The sequence below is a fragment of the Aeromicrobium sp. SORGH_AS_0981 genome (assembly GCF_031453195.1).
GTDB lineage: Bacteria > Actinomycetota > Actinomycetes > Propionibacteriales > Nocardioidaceae > Aeromicrobium.
Map to the genome: position 1 here is coordinate 1 of NZ_JAVIZD010000001.1, position 15,723 is coordinate 15,723.

The 15,723-nt window shown below is 67.3% G+C and carries 10 protein-coding genes, 1 tRNA gene and 3 rRNA genes; 1 reads left to right on the forward strand and 13 read right to left on the reverse strand.

Annotated elements, in window-relative coordinates; genetic code table 11:
• From QE370_RS00005 to QE370_RS00055, 11 genes are all read right to left on the reverse strand, one after another.
• Positions 1-1,017 (reverse strand): tetratricopeptide repeat protein (locus QE370_RS00005; RefSeq protein WP_309632977.1); only part of this gene is annotated, 1,017 nt, incomplete at its 3' end.
• Between the two features lie 67 nt (positions 1,018-1,084).
• Positions 1,085-1,201: ribosomal RNA gene (gene rrf / locus QE370_RS00010) — 5S ribosomal RNA — on the reverse strand.
• Positions 1,202-1,276: 75 nt separating this feature from the next.
• Positions 1,277-4,384: ribosomal RNA gene (locus tag QE370_RS00015) — 23S ribosomal RNA — on the reverse strand.
• 353 nt (positions 4,385-4,737) lie between these two features.
• Positions 4,738-6,256 (reverse strand): 16S ribosomal RNA (locus QE370_RS00020).
• The 16S, 23S and 5S rRNA genes sit together here, the layout of an rRNA operon.
• Positions 6,257-6,973: 717 nt before the next feature.
• A tRNA-Ala gene (locus tag QE370_RS00025) sits at positions 6,974-7,046 on the reverse strand.
• Between the two features lie 64 nt (positions 7,047-7,110).
• Positions 7,111-8,049 carry a hypothetical protein gene (locus tag QE370_RS00030; protein ID WP_309632978.1) on the reverse strand — a complete coding sequence of 313 codons (939 nt, stop codon included), beginning with the start codon at positions 8,047-8,049 and terminating at the stop codon, positions 7,111-7,113.
• A gap of 87 nt (positions 8,050-8,136) precedes the next feature.
• Entirely contained in the window at positions 8,137-8,751 is a 615-nt protein-coding gene (locus QE370_RS00035; protein ID WP_067859159.1) for a GNAT family N-acetyltransferase, read from the reverse strand.
• The gene (locus QE370_RS00040) at positions 8,748-9,275 is read right to left on the reverse strand and encodes a molybdenum cofactor biosynthesis protein B (RefSeq protein WP_253026882.1); all 528 of its coding nucleotides are present in this window, start codon (positions 9,273-9,275) and stop codon (positions 8,748-8,750) included. The genes QE370_RS00035 and QE370_RS00040 overlap by 4 nt, the downstream gene beginning before the upstream one ends.
• Complete coding sequence (gene moaC, locus QE370_RS00045) at positions 9,272-9,700, reverse strand: cyclic pyranopterin monophosphate synthase MoaC (RefSeq protein WP_396127828.1); 429 nt, start codon at positions 9,698-9,700, stop codon at positions 9,272-9,274. Before moaC ends, QE370_RS00040 begins: the two co-directional genes overlap by 4 nt.
• Before the next feature lie 64 nt (positions 9,701-9,764).
• Positions 9,765-11,012: a gephyrin-like molybdotransferase Glp gene (gene glp / locus QE370_RS00050; protein ID WP_236749735.1), complete on the reverse strand. Its 1,248-nt coding sequence runs from the start codon at positions 11,010-11,012 to the stop codon at positions 9,765-9,767.
• An 80-nt stretch (positions 11,013-11,092) separates the two neighbouring features.
• On the reverse strand, positions 11,093-12,433 hold the full coding sequence (locus QE370_RS00055) for a UTP--glucose-1-phosphate uridylyltransferase (protein WP_253026894.1): 1,341 nt from the start codon (positions 12,431-12,433) through the stop codon (positions 11,093-11,095).
• 47 nt (positions 12,434-12,480) lie between these two features.
• Here QE370_RS00055 and QE370_RS00060 point away from each other — a divergent pair, with 47 nt between their 5' ends.
• Positions 12,481-13,107, forward strand: a complete 627-nt coding sequence (locus QE370_RS00060; RefSeq protein WP_309632980.1) for a 5-formyltetrahydrofolate cyclo-ligase — start codon at positions 12,481-12,483, stop codon at positions 13,105-13,107.
• Here QE370_RS00060 and QE370_RS00065 read toward each other — a convergent pair.
• Both QE370_RS00065 and QE370_RS00070 read right to left on the reverse strand, forming a co-directional pair.
• Complete coding sequence (locus QE370_RS00065) at positions 13,104-14,147, reverse strand: hemolysin family protein (RefSeq protein WP_253026886.1); 1,044 nt, start codon at positions 14,145-14,147, stop codon at positions 13,104-13,106. The genes QE370_RS00060 and QE370_RS00065 overlap by 4 nt on opposite strands.
• Positions 14,140-15,564: a hemolysin family protein gene (locus QE370_RS00070; RefSeq protein WP_309632981.1), complete on the reverse strand. Its 1,425-nt coding sequence runs from the start codon at positions 15,562-15,564 to the stop codon at positions 14,140-14,142. Before QE370_RS00070 ends, QE370_RS00065 begins: the two co-directional genes overlap by 8 nt.
• Between the last annotated feature and the right edge of the window lie 159 nt (positions 15,565-15,723).

Here is a 15,723-nt window from a genome sequence, read left to right on the forward strand (position 1 = left end):
CAGTTCTTGTTCGAGTTGGGTGATGCGTTGGGGTGCGTCGGTGGTGTGGTGGGGGTCGGTGGCGATGACGCGGTGGAACCATTGGAGGGCTTCGTGGGTGTTGCCGGTGGTGTGGAGGGTGTCGGCGTAGGTGTATTTGAGGCGGGTGGCCCAGGGGGCGCGGGTGGTGGTGTGGAGGGGTTCGGTTTGGAGGAGTTGGAGGGCGGCTTGGTGTTGGCCGAGGTCTCGGCGGGCGCCGGCGATGACGATGGTGAGTTCGATGTTGCCGGTTTGGTCGAGGTGGTTGCGGGTGGTGGGGGTGTCGTAGGTGAGGGCTTGGGTGGGTCGGCCGAGGGCGCGTTCGCAGTCGGCCATCATGGGGGCGTAGAGGTGTTGGCCGTTGATGCGGCGGGCGGCGCGGAGTTCGGCGAGGGCTTGGGCGTAGTGGCCGGCTGCGTAGGCGGTTTCGCCGCAGGCTTCGCGGATGAGGGCGTTGCGGGGTGCGCGGGCGCGGGCTGCGAGGGCGTGGGCGTAGGCGGTTTCGGGGTCTTCGTCGAGGAGGAGGCCGGCCATGATGAGGTGGCGGGCGACGCGGTCGGCGAGCTTGGCGGGGAGGTTGGAGAGCTGGTCGCGGGCGTAGCGGTCCAGGTCGGTGGCGGCGATGTCGTCGGGGATGGGGGGTCCGTCGTAGGTCTGCTGGTCGGTGGTGCGTTCCTCGCGGTCGCGGCTGCGGGTCGGGCCGCCACGCCGGTCGCCGGGCTTGCCACCGCGGGACTCTGCGGGCTTGCCGCCACGCCGGTCGCCGGGCTTGCCTTTACGGGTGTCGCCGGGCTTGCCGCCACGACGGTCGCTGGGCTTGCCGCCGCTGCGCCGGTCGGCGGGCTTGCCGCCACGGGACTCTGCGGGCTTGCCGTCACGCCGGTCGGCGGGCTTGCCGTCGCGCCGGTCGGCGGGCTTGCTTCCACGCGTGTCGCCGGGCTTGGCGGGTCTGCCGGTGTGGTTTCGGCGGTCGGGGCCGCGTCCAGAGGACTGGTTCATTCCTTGTACTCCTGGTGAAATGCAGCAAGGCCGCCCCCGGGTGGGGGCGGCCTTGTGCGTAATGATTGTCCGGCGGCGTCCTACTCTCCCACGCAGTCTCCCGCGCAGTACCATCGGCGCTGAAGGGCTTGACTTCCGGGTTCGGAATGTAACCGGGTATTTCCCCTTCGCCATGGCCGCCGAAACTCTATGGAGATATCAATCGTTCCCGACTCATATCTCGGGAACCTCACAGTGGACGCGCATGCTCTTGTTGTAGTGAAACAAGCCCTCGGCCTATTAGTACCGGTCAGCTCCATGCATTGCTGCACTTCCACTTCCGGCCTATCAACCCAGTGGTCTGCTGGGGGCCTTACCTGGTAAACCAGTGGGAAACCTCATCTTGAAACGTGCTTCCCGCTTAGATGCTTTCAGCGGTTATCACTTCCGAACGTAGCCAACCAGCCGTGCTCTTGGCAGAACAACTGGCACACCAGAGGTTCGTCCATCCCGGTCCTCTCGTACTAGGGACAGCCTTTCTCAAGTTTCCTACGCGCGCGGCGGATAGGGACCGAACTGTCTCACGACGTTCTAAACCCAGCTCGCGTGCCGCTTTAATGGGCGAACAGCCCAACCCTTGGGACCTGCTACGGCCCCAGGATGCGACGAGCCGACATCGAGGTGCCAAACCATCCCGTCGATATGGACTCTTGGGGAAGATCAGCCTGTTATCCCCGGGGTACCTTTTATCCGTTGAGCGACGCCGCTTCCACATGCCAGCGCCGGATCACTAGTCCCGACTTTCGTCCCTGCTCGAGCTGTCACTCTCACAGTCAAGCTCCCTTGTGCACTTACACTCGAAACCTGATTGCCAACCAGGCTGAGGGAACCTTTGGGCGCCTCCGTTACATTTTAGGAGGCAACCGCCCCAGTTAAACTACCCATCAGGCACTGTCCCTGATCCGGATAACGGACCTAGGTTAGATATCTAGTACGACCAGAGTGGTATTTCAACGATGACTCCACTCGAACTGGCGTCCGAGCTTCACAGTCTCCCACCTATCCTACACAAGTCGAACCAAACACCAATACCAAACTATAGTAAAGGTCCCGGGGTCTTTCCGTCCTGCCGCGCGTAACGAGCATCTTTACTCGTAGTGCAATTTCGCCGAGTTCATGGTTGAGACAGCGCCCAAGTCGTTACTCCATTCGTGCAGGTCGGAACTTACCCGACAAGGAATTTCGCTACCTTAGGATGGTTATAGTTACCACCGCCGTTTACTGGGGCTTAAGTTCTGTGCTTCGCTTGCGCTAACACGTCCCCTTAACCTTCCAGCACCGGGCAGGAGTCAGTCCGTATACGGCGTCTTTCGACTTAGCACGGACCTGTGTTTTTAGTAAACAGTCGCTTGGGCCTGGTCTCTGCGGCCTTCAACGCTTCGTGGAGCAAGTCCACTGACGAATCCGGCCCCCCTTCTCCCGAAGTTACGGGGGCATTTTGCCGAGTTCCTTAACCATGATTCACTCGATCACCTTAGTATTCTCTACCTGACCACCTGAGTCGGTTTGGGGTACGGGCGGCTCTGAAACATCGCTAGATGCTTTTCTCGGCAGCATAGGATCACTCACTTCGACTAAAACGTCTCCCCATCAGCTCTCAGGCATGTGAACGGCGGATTTGCCTACCGTTCGCCCTACGACCTTGGCCGCGGTCTACCATCGCCGCGGTTGAGCTACCTTCCTGCGTCACACCATTGCTTGCCTAGTACCAGTTCGGGTCATGCGCTCTGCCGGTCAATGCTCCCGAAGGAGCTGGAGACCGGTTTCGGGCACTTAGCATCACTGGATTCAGCAGGGTCGCTTCAGTGCCGGTACGGGAATATCAGCCCGTTGTCCATCGACTACGCCTGTCGGCCTCGCCTTAGGTCCCGACTTACCCAGGGAAGATTAGCTTGACCCTGGAACCCTTGGTCATCCGGTGGAGGAGTTTCTCACTCCTCATTCGCTACTCATGCCTGCATTCTCACTCGTGTCGCGTCCACGACTGGGTTACCCCGCCGCTTCACTCGCGACACGACGCTCCCCTACCCATCCACGCACCTGGACCACGAAGGCCTGGTTCATGCGCGAATGCCATAGCTTCGGTGGATTGCTTGAGCCCCGCTACATTGTCGGCGCGAAATCACTTGACCAGTGAGCTATTACGCACTCTTTCAAGGGTGGCTGCTTCTAAGCCAACCTCCTGGTTGTCTCTGCGACTTCACATCCTTTTCCACTTAGCAATCTCTTGGGGACCTTAGCTGATGGTCTGGGCTGTTTCCCTCTCGACTACGGAGCTTATCCCCCGCAGTCTCACTGCTGCGCTCTCACTTATCGGCATTCGGAGTTTGGCTGAGTTCAGTAAGCTTGTAGGCCCCCTAGCCCATCCAGTGCTCTACCTCCGACAAGAAACACGCAACGCTGCACCTAAATGCATTTCGGGGAGAACCAGCTATCACGGAGTTTGATTGGCCTTTCACCCCTATCCACAGGTCATCCCCCCAGTTTTTAACCTAGGTGGGTTCGGTCCTCCACGCGGTCTTACCCGCGCTTCAACCTGCCCATGGATAGATCACTCCGCTTCGGGTCTAGATGGTGCAACTCAAACGCCCTCTTCGGACTCGCTTTCGCTACGGCTACGGCCCTCGCCTTAACCTCGCTACACCACGCTAACTCGCAGGCTCATTCTTCAAAAGGCACGCTGTCACCCTTCACAAGGAAGAGCTCCAACGGATTGTATGCACATGGTTTCAGGTACTCTTTCACTCCCCTCCCGGGGTACTTTTCACCTTTCCCTCACGGTACTAGTCCGCTATCGGTCATCGAGGAGTATTTAGGCTTAACGGGTGGTCCCGCCAGATTCACACCGAATTTCAGGGGTTCGGTGTTACTCGGGGTAACGAACAAGAGCCATGAGCTTACGACTACGGGGGTATCACCCTCTATGCCACGACTTTCCAGTCGGTCTCTCGTCTTCACTCATGGTTTATGACTCTTCGCTGATACGGCAGTCTCAGCAGTTCGGCCCCACGACCCCCCAGTGACAACGCCTGCCGGCTATCACATCACTAGGGTTTAGCCTCTTCCGGTTTCGCTCGCCACTACTTCCGGAATCACGGTTGTTTTCTCTTCCTGCGGGTACTGAGATGTTTCACTTCCCCGCGTTCCCTCCACACGCCCTATGTGTTCAGGCGCAGGTACCTGGACTTTCCTCCAGGTGGGTTTCCCCATTCGGACATCCCCGGATCACAGGTCGGTTGTCACCTCCCCGGGGCTTTTCGCAGACTCCAACGTCCTTCATCGGCTCTCGATGCCAAGGCATCCACCATGTGCACTTAGTAGCTTGTTACATACATTGCTACAAGATGCTCGCGTCCACTGTGAAGTTCTCAAGATACGTCCGGTCCCGCACTCCGATCCGACGCCTACCCACCAACAAGCGGGCGGTTCACCGGGAAGAACGGTCCAAGAAGACCCAACCAACGGCTGATCCTTCAGGACCCAACAGTGTGCTAAGCGCGACCGCCACCAGATACTCGAGGTTCCTGCCCCTGCCCGAAGGAAGAGGTGTACTGACAAGCACCAGTCAACGACCGGCCAACTAATCGACGTCCACTAGTGAGCTGCACTGCGCAGGACATTCGCCCACGACCAGCACATATGGACCCACCAGACGATGCCGGTGAGCCAAAAGCTCCTTAGAAAGGAGGTGATCCAGCCGCACCTTCCGGTACGGCTACCTTGTTACGACTTCGTCCCAATCGCCAGCCCCACCTTCGACGGCTCCCTCCACAAGGGTTGGGCCACCGGCTTCGGGTGTTGCCGACTTTCATGACGTGACGGGCGGTGTGTACAAGGCCCGGGAACGTATTCACCGCAGCGTTGCTGATCTGCGATTACTAGCGACTCCGACTTCATGGGGTCGAGTTGCAGACCCCAATCCGAACTGAGACCGGCTTTTTGGGATTCGCTCCACCTTACGGTTTCGCAGCCCTTTGTACCGGCCATTGTAGCATGCTTGAAGCCCTGGACATAAGGGGCATGAAGACTTGACGTCATCCCCACCTTCCTCCGAGTTGACCCCGGCAGTCTCCTATGAGTCCCCACCATCACGTGCTGGCAACATAGGACGAGGGTTGCGCTCGTTGCGGGACTTAACCCAACATCTCACGACACGAGCTGACGACAGCCATGCACCACCTGTATACCGACCACAAGGGGGGCCACATCTCTGCAGCTTTCCGGCATATGTCAAACCCAGGTAAGGTTCTTCGCGTTGCATCGAATTAATCAGCATGCTCCGCCGCTTGTGCGGGCCCCCGTCAATTCCTTTGAGTTTTAGCCTTGCGGCCGTACTCCCCAGGCGGGGCGCTTAATGCGTTAGCTGCGGCACGGAAACCGTGGAAGGTCCCCACACCTAGCGCCCAACGTTTACGGCATGGACTACCAGGGTATCTAATCCTGTTCGCTCCCCATGCTTTCGCTCCTCAGCGTCAGGTAATGCCCAGAGAACCGCCTTCGCCACCGGTGTTCCTCCTGATATCTGCGCATTCCACCGCTACACCAGGAATTCCGTTCTCCCCTGCATACCTCTAGTCTGCCCGTATCGGAAGCACGCTCAGGGTTGAGCCCTGAGTTTTCACTCCCGACGCGACAAACCGCCTACGAGCCCTTTACGCCCAATAATTCCGGACAACGCTCGGACCCTACGTATTACCGCGGCTGCTGGCACGTAGTTGGCCGGTCCTTCTTCTGCAGGTACCGTCACTCTCGCTTCGTCCCTGCTGAAAGAGGTTTACAACCCGAAGGCCGTCATCCCTCACGCGGCGTTGCTGGATCAGGCTTTCGCCCATTGTCCAATATTCCCCACTGCTGCCTCCCGTAGGAGTCTGGGCCGTGTCTCAGTCCCAGTGTGGCCGGTCACCCTCTCAGGCCGGCTACCCGTCGTCGCCTTGGTGGGCCATTACCCACACCAACAAGCTGATAGGCCGCGAGCCCATCCTTCTCCGCCAGAGCTTTCCACCCCCCACCATGCAGTGAAGGGTCATATTCGGCATTAGACGTCGTTTCCAACGCTTATTCCAAAGAGAAGGGCAGGTTGCTCACGTGTTACTCACCCGTTCGCCGCTCGTGTACCCCCGAAAGGGCCTTACCGCTCGACTTGCATGTGTTAAGCACGCCGCCAGCGTTCGTCCTGAGCCAGGATCAAACTCTCCGTTGAAAAACCCCACAAGGGGCCAACATCAAAATGACCCGGCAAACTGACTGCTGACAGTCAAAATTGTCGGAATTGCCACCGCGACACACACAACACCCCAAAAACGAGGCACCGCATCTGCCGACGGGGGTAAAACTGATTACTTCTCGTCGACTTTTAGCACACTGTTGAGTTCTCAAACATCAGACGCACACCCACCAGACAGACCCACATCAGGGCCCACCCACCAGGGGCTGGTCAAACCTACTTGACTGGTTCGGGCGAGACAAGCTCGCATTCTTCCAGTCCTCGCTCGCCGTTGTCAGCGATCAGTCTCCAGACGAACCTGGCATTGATCGTTTCGGTTCAAGCGGGTCACACCCACCGGACACCCGGCCTTCTGGCCTTGCGCCCCGCCGTGCGGTGCAACAAGAAGAACATTACACACCCCCTCCTGGGGCCGTCAAACCACCCCCCTCCTTGCGCCTCCCGCACGGTCGTGGAGGTCCAGAAAACCCTGGAACGACGGCATCGTGCTGTCGCAGTATGCACGCCTCGGGGCCGGCGGAGCCGCGCGGGCCCGGCACGGTCGCACGCGCCACGTGTCGTTCCGAGGGTCAGCGACACCGAGCAGGACCGCGCGACCCCACTCGGCCTGCGGCCGAGGAGCGCTCGCGATCTGTGGCCCCGGAGACGACGAAGAGCCCCCCAGCCGTGCTGGGAGGCTCTTCGTGGTGCGGGTGGAGCATAGGAGATTCGAACTCCTGACCTCTTCGATGCGAACGAAGCGCGCTACCAACTGCGCCAATGCCCCAGGTCTGGATCAGGTTAGCACCCGTGCCGTCTCGTCCCGCAGGGGGTCCGCACGGCTCCGAGGACTACTCCCCCGACGCGCGACGCGACGTCTCGGGAGCCGCCTGCGCGGACCGTGCGCGACCCGGCAGCTCCACGTCCTCGCCCTCGACGTGTCCGGACGTCCAGGCACCCGGCGCGTCGAAGTCGATGGTGCGGACGGTGCGGCCGACGCGCGGCTTGGTGACGTAGGTGGGCAACGTGACCGGCAGCGGGTCCCAGAGGGCGGTCCCGGCGGTGCTGACCGACGGCACGGCGATCTGCAGCTTCTCCTCGAGGGCGTCGACCGGCAGCTCCGCCCGCTCCATGACGTGCTTGCGGTCGGGCTCGACGTCCTCGAACTGGTGCGAGACGACGACGGTGTGCTCCTCGTCGGGCGTGCGCGGCACGGCTCGGCGCGAGGCTCGCTCGGCAGCGGTGTCGCGCGCCGGGAGCTTGACGGACGGCAGTCGGGAGGAGAGCGGACGACGCTCCGTCGCCGGACGGCTGATGCCACGCTCGGCCCTGACCTGCACACGGCAGGCGACGAGCCAGGCCACCACCAGGGCGACCGGTGCGGCTACCCAGACCGGTGAGACGACGGAGAAGCCGGCGAGCCCACCCACCACGGCGAGCGCGGTCAGCAGGGTCAGCAGCGTGCGACGGCGGCGACGGGCGGCGACGACCGCGGCACGGCGGGTCGGCGCGTCACGGCGGGCGGTCGGGGTCTCGGTCACGGTGGGGGCCTTCGGGGTCGGCTCGGCGGCGGTCGTGGGAGTGTCGACCGGCGCCGAGAGGGGCACCTCGTCGGTGGCGTCCTCGGTCGGCTCGCCGTGGCCGCGACGGGAGATGACGCGGCTCAACGGGCTGAGCGACTCCAGGGACTCCGAGGAGCTCGCCTCGTCGTACCGACGCAGGACGAGCGGCACGAAGTACGCCGCCCACACGGCGACGACGAACGCGACGATCAGTCCATTGGCACCCACGGATCAACCGTAGGTCGCCCGCCGGGGGAATCTCCGCAGGTCAGTCGTGTGTCGCGTGAAGTTTGTGACGGATGTGGCAGGCGTGACTCACGACGGCGACCGACGTCGCGCCTCGTCGTCGCGGGTCACGCGCTCCAGCAGCCGGCCCGGACGGTCGTCGGCGAGCACCTGGAAGACCCGGTGGTCGCGCCAGGCGCCGTCGATGTGCAGGTATCCGCGCGCCAGCCCGACCTCGTCGAGGCCGAGCTTCTGCACGACGCGCAGGCTGGCCTCGTTCTCCGGCCGGATGGAGATCTCGACCCGGTGCAGGCCGACGGTGTCGAGCAGGTGGTCGACGACGAGGGCGACGGCGACGGGCGTGATCCCGCGGCCGGCATGACGTCGTGCGATCCAGTAGCCGATGCTCGCCCACCGGGCAGAGCCCCAGGAGATGCCGTTGACGGTGACCTGGCCGACCATCTCGCCACGCCAGGTGACGACGAAGGGCATCGCCCGACCCTGGCGCGCGCGACGCCGCTGCGTCACGATCATGGCGCGGTACGACAGCGGGGCCGCTCCCCCGCCGGGCGGCAGCGTGGCCTCCCACGGCGACAGCCACGCGACGTCGGCCCGGCGCAGCCGTGCCCAGGCGCGGGCGTCGGAGCGCCGCAAGGGCCGCACCCCGACGTCGCCGTGCGTGAGCTCGACGGGCCAGCCCTTCATGCCGACGCCTGTGGTCCCGGGTGGTCCGGGCCGGCGTGGTCTCCGCCGGCCAGCTGGTCGACGGCGTGCGGGACGACGTCGGCAAGCACCTGGATGGCGTCCTTCACGCCCCCGCGGGAGCCGGGCAGGTTGACGACGAGGGTGCTCCGAGCGACGCCGGCCAGACCTCGCGAAAGGACGGCGGTCGGGACGCCCTTGGCGACCCCCGCGGCACGCAGCGCCTCGGCCAGGCCGGGCAGCTCGCGGTCGAGCAGCGGCCGGGTCACCTCGGGCGTCCGGTCGGTGGGGCTGATGCCGGTGCCGCCGGTGGTCAGCACCACCGCCACACCCGACGCCACGGCGTCGGCGACGGCGTGCCCGACCGGGTCGCCGTCGGGCACGACGGCCGCGTCGCCGGTCTCGAAGCCCCAGGAACGGAGCGCGTCGACGAGCAGCGGTCCGGTCGTGTCCTCGTAGACGCCCGCGGCCGCGCGGTTGGACGCGACGACGACGGCGCCGCGTCGGCCGCCGGTGGCGCCGCTCATCGGACGTCCCAGTCGCCGCTGCGTCCGCCGGCCTTGGCGACGACCTCGACGTCGGTGATGCGCGCCCGCTTGTCGACGGCCTTGACCATGTCGACGACCGTCAGGGCGGCGACGGTGACCGAGGTGAGCGCCTCCATCTCGACGCCCGTGCGGTCGGTGGTGCGGACGCTGGCCGTGATCTCGACGGCGTCGTCGGCGACGTGGAGGTCGACCTCGACGCCGCTGATCGCGATGGGGTGGCAGAGCGGGACGAGGTCGGGCGTGCGCTTCGCGCCCATGATCCCGGCGACCCGTGCGACGCCGAGGGCGTCGCCCTTCGGCACGCCCTCGCCGCGCAGGAGCGCCACGACCTCGGCGGACACCTCGACGCGACCACGCGCGGTCGCCGCGCGGCGGCTGACGTCCTTGGCGCCGACGTCGACCATCCGGGCCGCGCCGGTCTCGTCGACGTGCGTCAGCCGCGGGGCGGACGGCTCCGGACCGGTCACGTCAGAACGGCCTGTCGAGGACGAGGGTGCGGACGGTGTCGCCCAGGTTCAGGGCGGTCTCGTCCTCGCCCACGACGATCAGGGCGTTCGCCTGGGCGAGGGACCCGAGCAGGTGCGACCCGTGGCCCCCGAGGGGGGTCACCTTGGCGCCGCGGTGGGTGACCTCGAAGACGCCGCGGACGTACTGGCGACGCCCGGGGATGGAGGCGATGTCCTGGGTGAGCACGGCGTGCACCATGGGCCGGCGGTACGGCGTGAGGCCCATGAGCCGGCGGATGGCCGGGAGCACGAACACCTCGAAGGACACGTAGGCCGAGACCGGGTTGCCGGGCAGCGTGATGATCGGGGTCTGCTCGTCGAAGATCGTGCCGAAGCCCTGCGGCTTGCCCGGCTGCATGGCGACCTTCGGGAAGGCGACCGTGCCGAGCGCCGACAGCGTCTCCTTGACGACGTCCTTCTCGCCCTCGCTGATGCCGCCGCTCGTCACGACGAGGTCGGCGCGGACGAGCTGCTCGGACAGCGTGCGTCGGAAGGTGCGCGGGTCGTCACCGATGGCGCCCACGCGGTACGCGATCGCCCCGGCCGCCCGCACGGCGGCGGCGAGCATGTAGCTGTTGCCGTCGTAGATGGAGTCGAAGTCGAGGTGGGCGCCCGGCTCGCGGAGCTCGTTGCCGGTGGACAGCACCACGACGCGCGGTCGCGGTCGGGCGGCGACCCGACCCAGGCCGAGCGAGGCCAGCAGCCCTGCCTCCCGCGGGCCGACGACGGTGCCGGCCGGGAGGACGAGGTCGCCCTGGCCGACGTCGCTGCCGGCCCGACGGACGTGCTGGCCCTCGCGCACCGCCTCGGTGAACCGCACCCGCGCGTTGCCGCGGTCGGTGGCCTCGAACGGCACGACGGCGTCCGCGCCGCGCGGGACCGGCGCACCCGTCATGATCTTGACGGCGGTGCCCGGCGAGATCGCGAACGGCCGGCTCGACCCCGCGTAGATGTCGGCCACGACCGGCAGCTCGACGGGCGTGGCCGACGTGGCCTGGGCGAGGTCCTCGGCGCGGACGGCGTACCCGTCCATGGCGGAGTTGTCGAAGCGGGGCAGGGAGATCGGGGCGTGCACGTCGGCGTGCAGCGGCAGGCCGAGCGACTCCACGACCGGCTGGTCGTACGGCTCGAGCGGGCCGATGCCGCGCAGGATCTTCTCCAGGTGGTCCTCGACGGTGAGGAAGCCGTCGGGCACGCTCTCCGGACGCACGCGCGGACGCGGTCCCCGGGGTGGAGCAGCGTCGCCGGACGGCGGAGCGGCCTCGTTCCCTGCGTCGGAAGACATGGGCGTCAGCCTAACCGGGCACCCTGCGGGACGCTGCGTGCCGTGCCGTCGTCGTCCAGGGTCGCGTCGCCGGTGACCACCACGTCGCGCCCGAAGTGCCAGTCGCCGCGCACCGTCAGCGACGACGCCCCGGCGAGCGAGGGCGCGTGCGGGATGCGGGCGTCGAAGTCGGCGATGGTCGTGTAGAAGCGGCGGTCGAGGTCGACGAGCGGCCGCGGGTCGACGGTGGCGCGCAGCCGGCTGTCGTCGCCCAGGCCGAACACGTCCGAGCGGAGCAGCAGCAGGTCGTTGGTCGTCTTGACGGGCAGGAAGCGCGAGCGCTCGACCTCGATGGCGGTGGCGCCGTCGAAGACCTCCACGGCGGCACCCATGGCCGACTCGATCTGCACGACCTTCGGCGACGTCTTGTCGGTGGGGTCGACGGTCTTCTCGTTGCGGATGAGGGGCAGGCCGAGCACGCCGTTGCGCTCGGTGAGCGTGTCGAGCAGCCGAGGCAGGTCGAACCACAGGTTGTTCGTGTGGAAGAACGGGTGCCGGTCCGCGTCGGCCGCGAGCGCTGCGTCCTCGTCGGCCGTCTGCGCGGTCTCGCGGAGCACGAGGCGTCCGTCGGCGCGGCGGACGACGAGGTGGCCGCCCTTGACGTCGGCGGGCGTGCGCCGGCAGACCTCGGCGGCGTACGGCGCTCCGGTCGAGGCGAACCACGCCATCATCGACGGGTCGGGCGCCGCGCCGAGGTTGTCGGCGTTCGAGACGGTGGCGTACCGGTAGCCGGCGGCCACGAGCTGCTCCAGCACGCCCGAGACGAGCAGCGCCGTGTAGAGGTCGCCGTGCCCGGGCGGGCACCACTCGAGCGCCGGGTCGGCGGGCCACTGCACGGGGGTGAGGTCGTCCGCGCGCAGCTTCGGCTCGCGGTTCTGCAGGAAGTCGAGCGGCAGGCCCTCGACCTCGAGGCCCTCGTGCTGCCGCAGCCGTGCCAGCGAGTCGTCCTGCGTGCGGAAGCTGTGCATGAACAGCAGCGGCAGCGTCACGTCGAGGTCGCGCCGGACCTGGAGCACCTGGCGGGCGATGATGTCGAGGAAGGTGAGGTCGGAGCGGACGGGGAGCAGGCTCTTGGCCCGGTCCATGCCCATCGACGTCCCCAGCCCGCCGTTGAGCTTGACGACGGCCGTCACCGCGGCGGCCTCGCGCTGCGCGTCGAGGTCGAAGGTGACGTCGGCGGCGCGGTCCACGTCGACCAGCGGGTCGACGTCGGCCTCGCGGACGAGGCCGGTGGCACCGCCCTCGAGCTGACGGTAGAAGTCGCTGAAGACCTCGATCGCGGGTGCCGCCACGCCGGCGCGTTCCATGGTGCTCCGTGCGAGCTCGAGTCCGTCCACGCGCCTAGGCTAGACGTATGGACCGTCCGGGCGCGCGTCAGCGGAACGACGCGGCCGCCGAGCAGAAGCGGGCGGTGCGTCCGCGACTGCTGGACGCCCGCCGTCGTCGCGACCCCGAGCAGCGTCGAGCCGTCGACGACGCGGTCGCCGCCCACCTCCTCGCGCTGCCGTCGGTGGTCCGCGCCCGTCGCGTCGCCGCGTACCGCTCGATGCCCGGCGAGCCCGGCACGGAGGGGCTGCTCGCGGGCCTGCTCGAGCGCGGCGTGGAGGTCCTCGTGCCGGTCAGCCGAAGCGACGGCTCCCTGGCCTGGGCGTCGCACGACCCTGCGGTCCCGACCACCCGCTCGCGGCTCGGCGTCGAGGAACCGGTGGGCGCGACGCTCCCCGACGACGCGCTCGGCACCGTCGACGTCGTCGTGCTGCCCGCGCTGGCCGTCGACCACGCCGGCCGTCGGCTGGGCCGGGGTGCCGGCTACTACGACCGCGCCCTGGCCGGCCTCCCCCAGCGGCGTCGGCCGCTGCTGGTGGCCGTCGTGCACGCCGAGGAGCTCCTGGCCGAGGTGCCGCACGAGCCGCACGACCTGCCGGTCGACGTGGTCGTCACCGAGAACGGCGTGTTCCGCGTGCCCGAGGCGCCGGTCTAGCTCCCGAGCCGCTCCGCGTCGCGGATCTCGCCCACGAGCTCCTCCAGCACGTCCTCGAGCATGATCACGCCGAGCACTTGCCCGGACCCGTCGGCCACCCGCGCCATGTGGGAGCCCTTGGCCTGCATGACCCGCAGCGCCTCGTAGAGCCCCGACCCCGCCCCGACGGTCGACAGCGGCCGCAGCCACTTGTCGGCGATGGGCGCGCGGCGCGCGACGTCGTCGGTCTCGAGCACGTCCTTGATGTGCAGGTAGCCGGCGAGGTCGCCGTCGGCGTCGACGACGGGGAAGCGCGAGAAGCCGGTGTCGGCGCACGCCCGCTCGACGTCGGCCGGCGTCGCCTCCGGTGCGACGGTCACGAGTCCGTCGCGCGGCAGCAGCACCTGCTCGACCCGTCCGTCGTGGAACTCCAGGGCACCCTGCACGAGCCCGTACTCGTCGTCGTCGAGCAGACCCTCGCGACGCGACTCGTCGACGAGGCCCGCGACCTCGTCGTGGGAGTAGGTCGAGGCGACCTCCTCCACCGGCTGCACGCCGAGCAGGCGGACCGCGAGGTTGGCGATGCCGTTGAGCACGACGACGAGCGGCCGCAGCACGGCGATGACGAGCAGCATGAACGGACCCAGCACGAGCGCGGCGCGGTCGGGCTGCACGAGCGCGAGGTTCTTGGGCACCATCTCGCCGAACACGACGTGCAGGAAGACGACCACCGACAGCGCGATCACGAACGAGATCGGGTGCACGAGGCTCTCGGGCACGTGGGCGAGCTCGAACGCCGGCTCCATCAGGTGCGCGAGCGCGGGCTCGCTGATGGCACCTAGGCCGAGCGAGCAGATCGTGATGCCGAGCTGGGCGGCCGCCATCGCGAGCGTGACGTTCTCGACCGCCTTGAGCGCCAGCCGGGCCGTGCGCGACCCGGCCTGCGCGAGAGGCTCGAGCTGGGTCCGTCGGGCCGAGATGAGCGCGAACTCCGCAGCGACGAACAGGGCGTTGAGGGCGAGCAGCACGAACGTCAGCCCGACGCCGATCCAGTCACCCACGGACGTCACCGTCCCGCGTCGGGTCGGCCCCGCTCGGGCGCGCCCCGCTCGGGTCGGCCCCGTCTTCAGCACCCTCGGGGGCCTCCACGGCCAGGGTCACGCGGTCGATCCGGCGACCCTCCATGCGCTCGACGGTGAGCGAGACCTGCAGCGGCTCGGGGTCGTCGTCCTCGTCGTCCGGCGTGGGGTCGACCTGCAGGTGGACGACGTCGCCGCGCACGCCGAGACGACCCAGCTCGGCGTGCAGCAGGCCGGCGATCGTCTCGTAGTCCTCGCTCTCGGGCAGGGCCACCCCGGTCTGCTCGAGCACCTCGTCGGGCCGCAGGAGACCCGAGAGCGACCAGGCACCGTCGGGACGGTGGCGGCTGCGGCTCGCGACGCGGTCGTGCTCGTCGAGCACCTCACCGACGATCTCCTCGACGAGGTCCTCGAGGGTGACGATGCCGTCGGTCCCGCCGAACTCGTCGACGACGACCGCCATCTGCATCCCCTGCTCGCGCAGCAGCGCCAGCAGGGGGTCGAGCTCGAGGCTGTCGGGCACGGTGGTGACGGGACCGGCCAGGTCGCCGAGACGGACGCCGCGACGTCGGTCGGGATCGACCGCGACCGCCTGCTTCACGTGCACGATGCCCACGACGTCGTCCGGCGACCGGCCCGTGACGGGGAACCGGGAGTGGCCGGTCTGGCGGGCCGCCTCGATGACGTCGAGCGCGGTGTCGCGGACGTCGAGGAAGTGCACGCGGACCCGGGGCGTGCGGACGTCGGCGGCGGTGCGGTCGCCGAAGGCGATGCTGCGCGCCACCAGGTCGGCCGTCTCGTCGTCGATGGCCCCCTCGCGGGCGGAGCGCAGCACGAGCGAGCGCAGCTCCACCGGCGAGCGGGCCGAGCGCAGCTCCTCCTGCGGCTCGACGCCCATGCGCTGCAGGGTGCGGTTGGCCGTGCCGTTGAGGAACCGGATCGGCCAGGCCATCACCCGGGTGAACACCCGCTGCGGCAGCTGGGCGACGGCGGCGACGCGCTGCGGCAGGGCGAGAGCCAGGTTCTTCGGGATGAGCTCGCCGACGAGCATGGTGACGACGGTGCTGAGGAAGAGCGCCAGGCCGTACGCGACGGCGCTCTGCGCCCCGCCGGTGACGCCGAGGTCCTCCAGCGGGCCGCGCGCGAGGCGCCCGATGGCGGGCTCGGCGAGGAACCCGATCGCCAGGTTGGTGATGGTGATGCCGAGCTGCGCCCCGCTGAGCTGGGTCGACAGGCTGCGCAGCGCCTTGAGGGTGCCGGCCGCGCCCGCGTCGCCGCGCTCGGCGTCGCGCTCGACCGTCGCGCGGTCGACCGTCACGAACGAGAACTCGGCCGCCACGAAGACGCCGCACGCGAGCATGAGGAGGAACGAGAGTCCCAGCAGGAGGAGCTCGGTCATCACGGGGTCCCGGATGAGTCAGGGTCGGTCACGATGCAGGGAACTGTACCCTTTGACGTCGGAGACCTCGTGCCGGAGCGGCACCCGCCGACCGGTGACATCCAGGAGAGAAGACCGTGCCGACCTACCAGTACCAGTGCACCGAGTGCGGCAACGCGC

What these genes read in the sequence shown, in the direction of transcription:
- moaC (WP_396127828.1), bottom strand. Translation starts at nt 9,700, where the DNA reads ATGGTCGACGTCGGCGCCAAGGACGTCAGCCGCCGCGCGGCGACCGCG.
- QE370_RS00055 (WP_253026894.1), bottom strand. Translation starts at nt 12,433, where the DNA reads ATGGAACGCGCCGGCGTGGCGGCACCCGCGATCGAGGTCTTCAGCGAC.
- QE370_RS00040 (WP_253026882.1), bottom strand. Translation starts at nt 9,275, where the DNA reads ATGAGCGGCGCCACCGGCGGCCGACGCGGCGCCGTCGTCGTCGCGTCC.
- QE370_RS00060 (WP_309632980.1), top strand. Translation starts at nt 12,481, where the DNA reads ATGGACCGTCCGGGCGCGCGTCAGCGGAACGACGCGGCCGCCGAGCAG.
- QE370_RS00035 (WP_067859159.1), bottom strand. Translation starts at nt 8,751, where the DNA reads ATGAAGGGCTGGCCCGTCGAGCTCACGCACGGCGACGTCGGGGTGCGG.
- QE370_RS00070 (WP_309632981.1), bottom strand. Translation starts at nt 15,564, where the DNA reads ATGACCGAGCTCCTCCTGCTGGGACTCTCGTTCCTCCTCATGCTCGCG.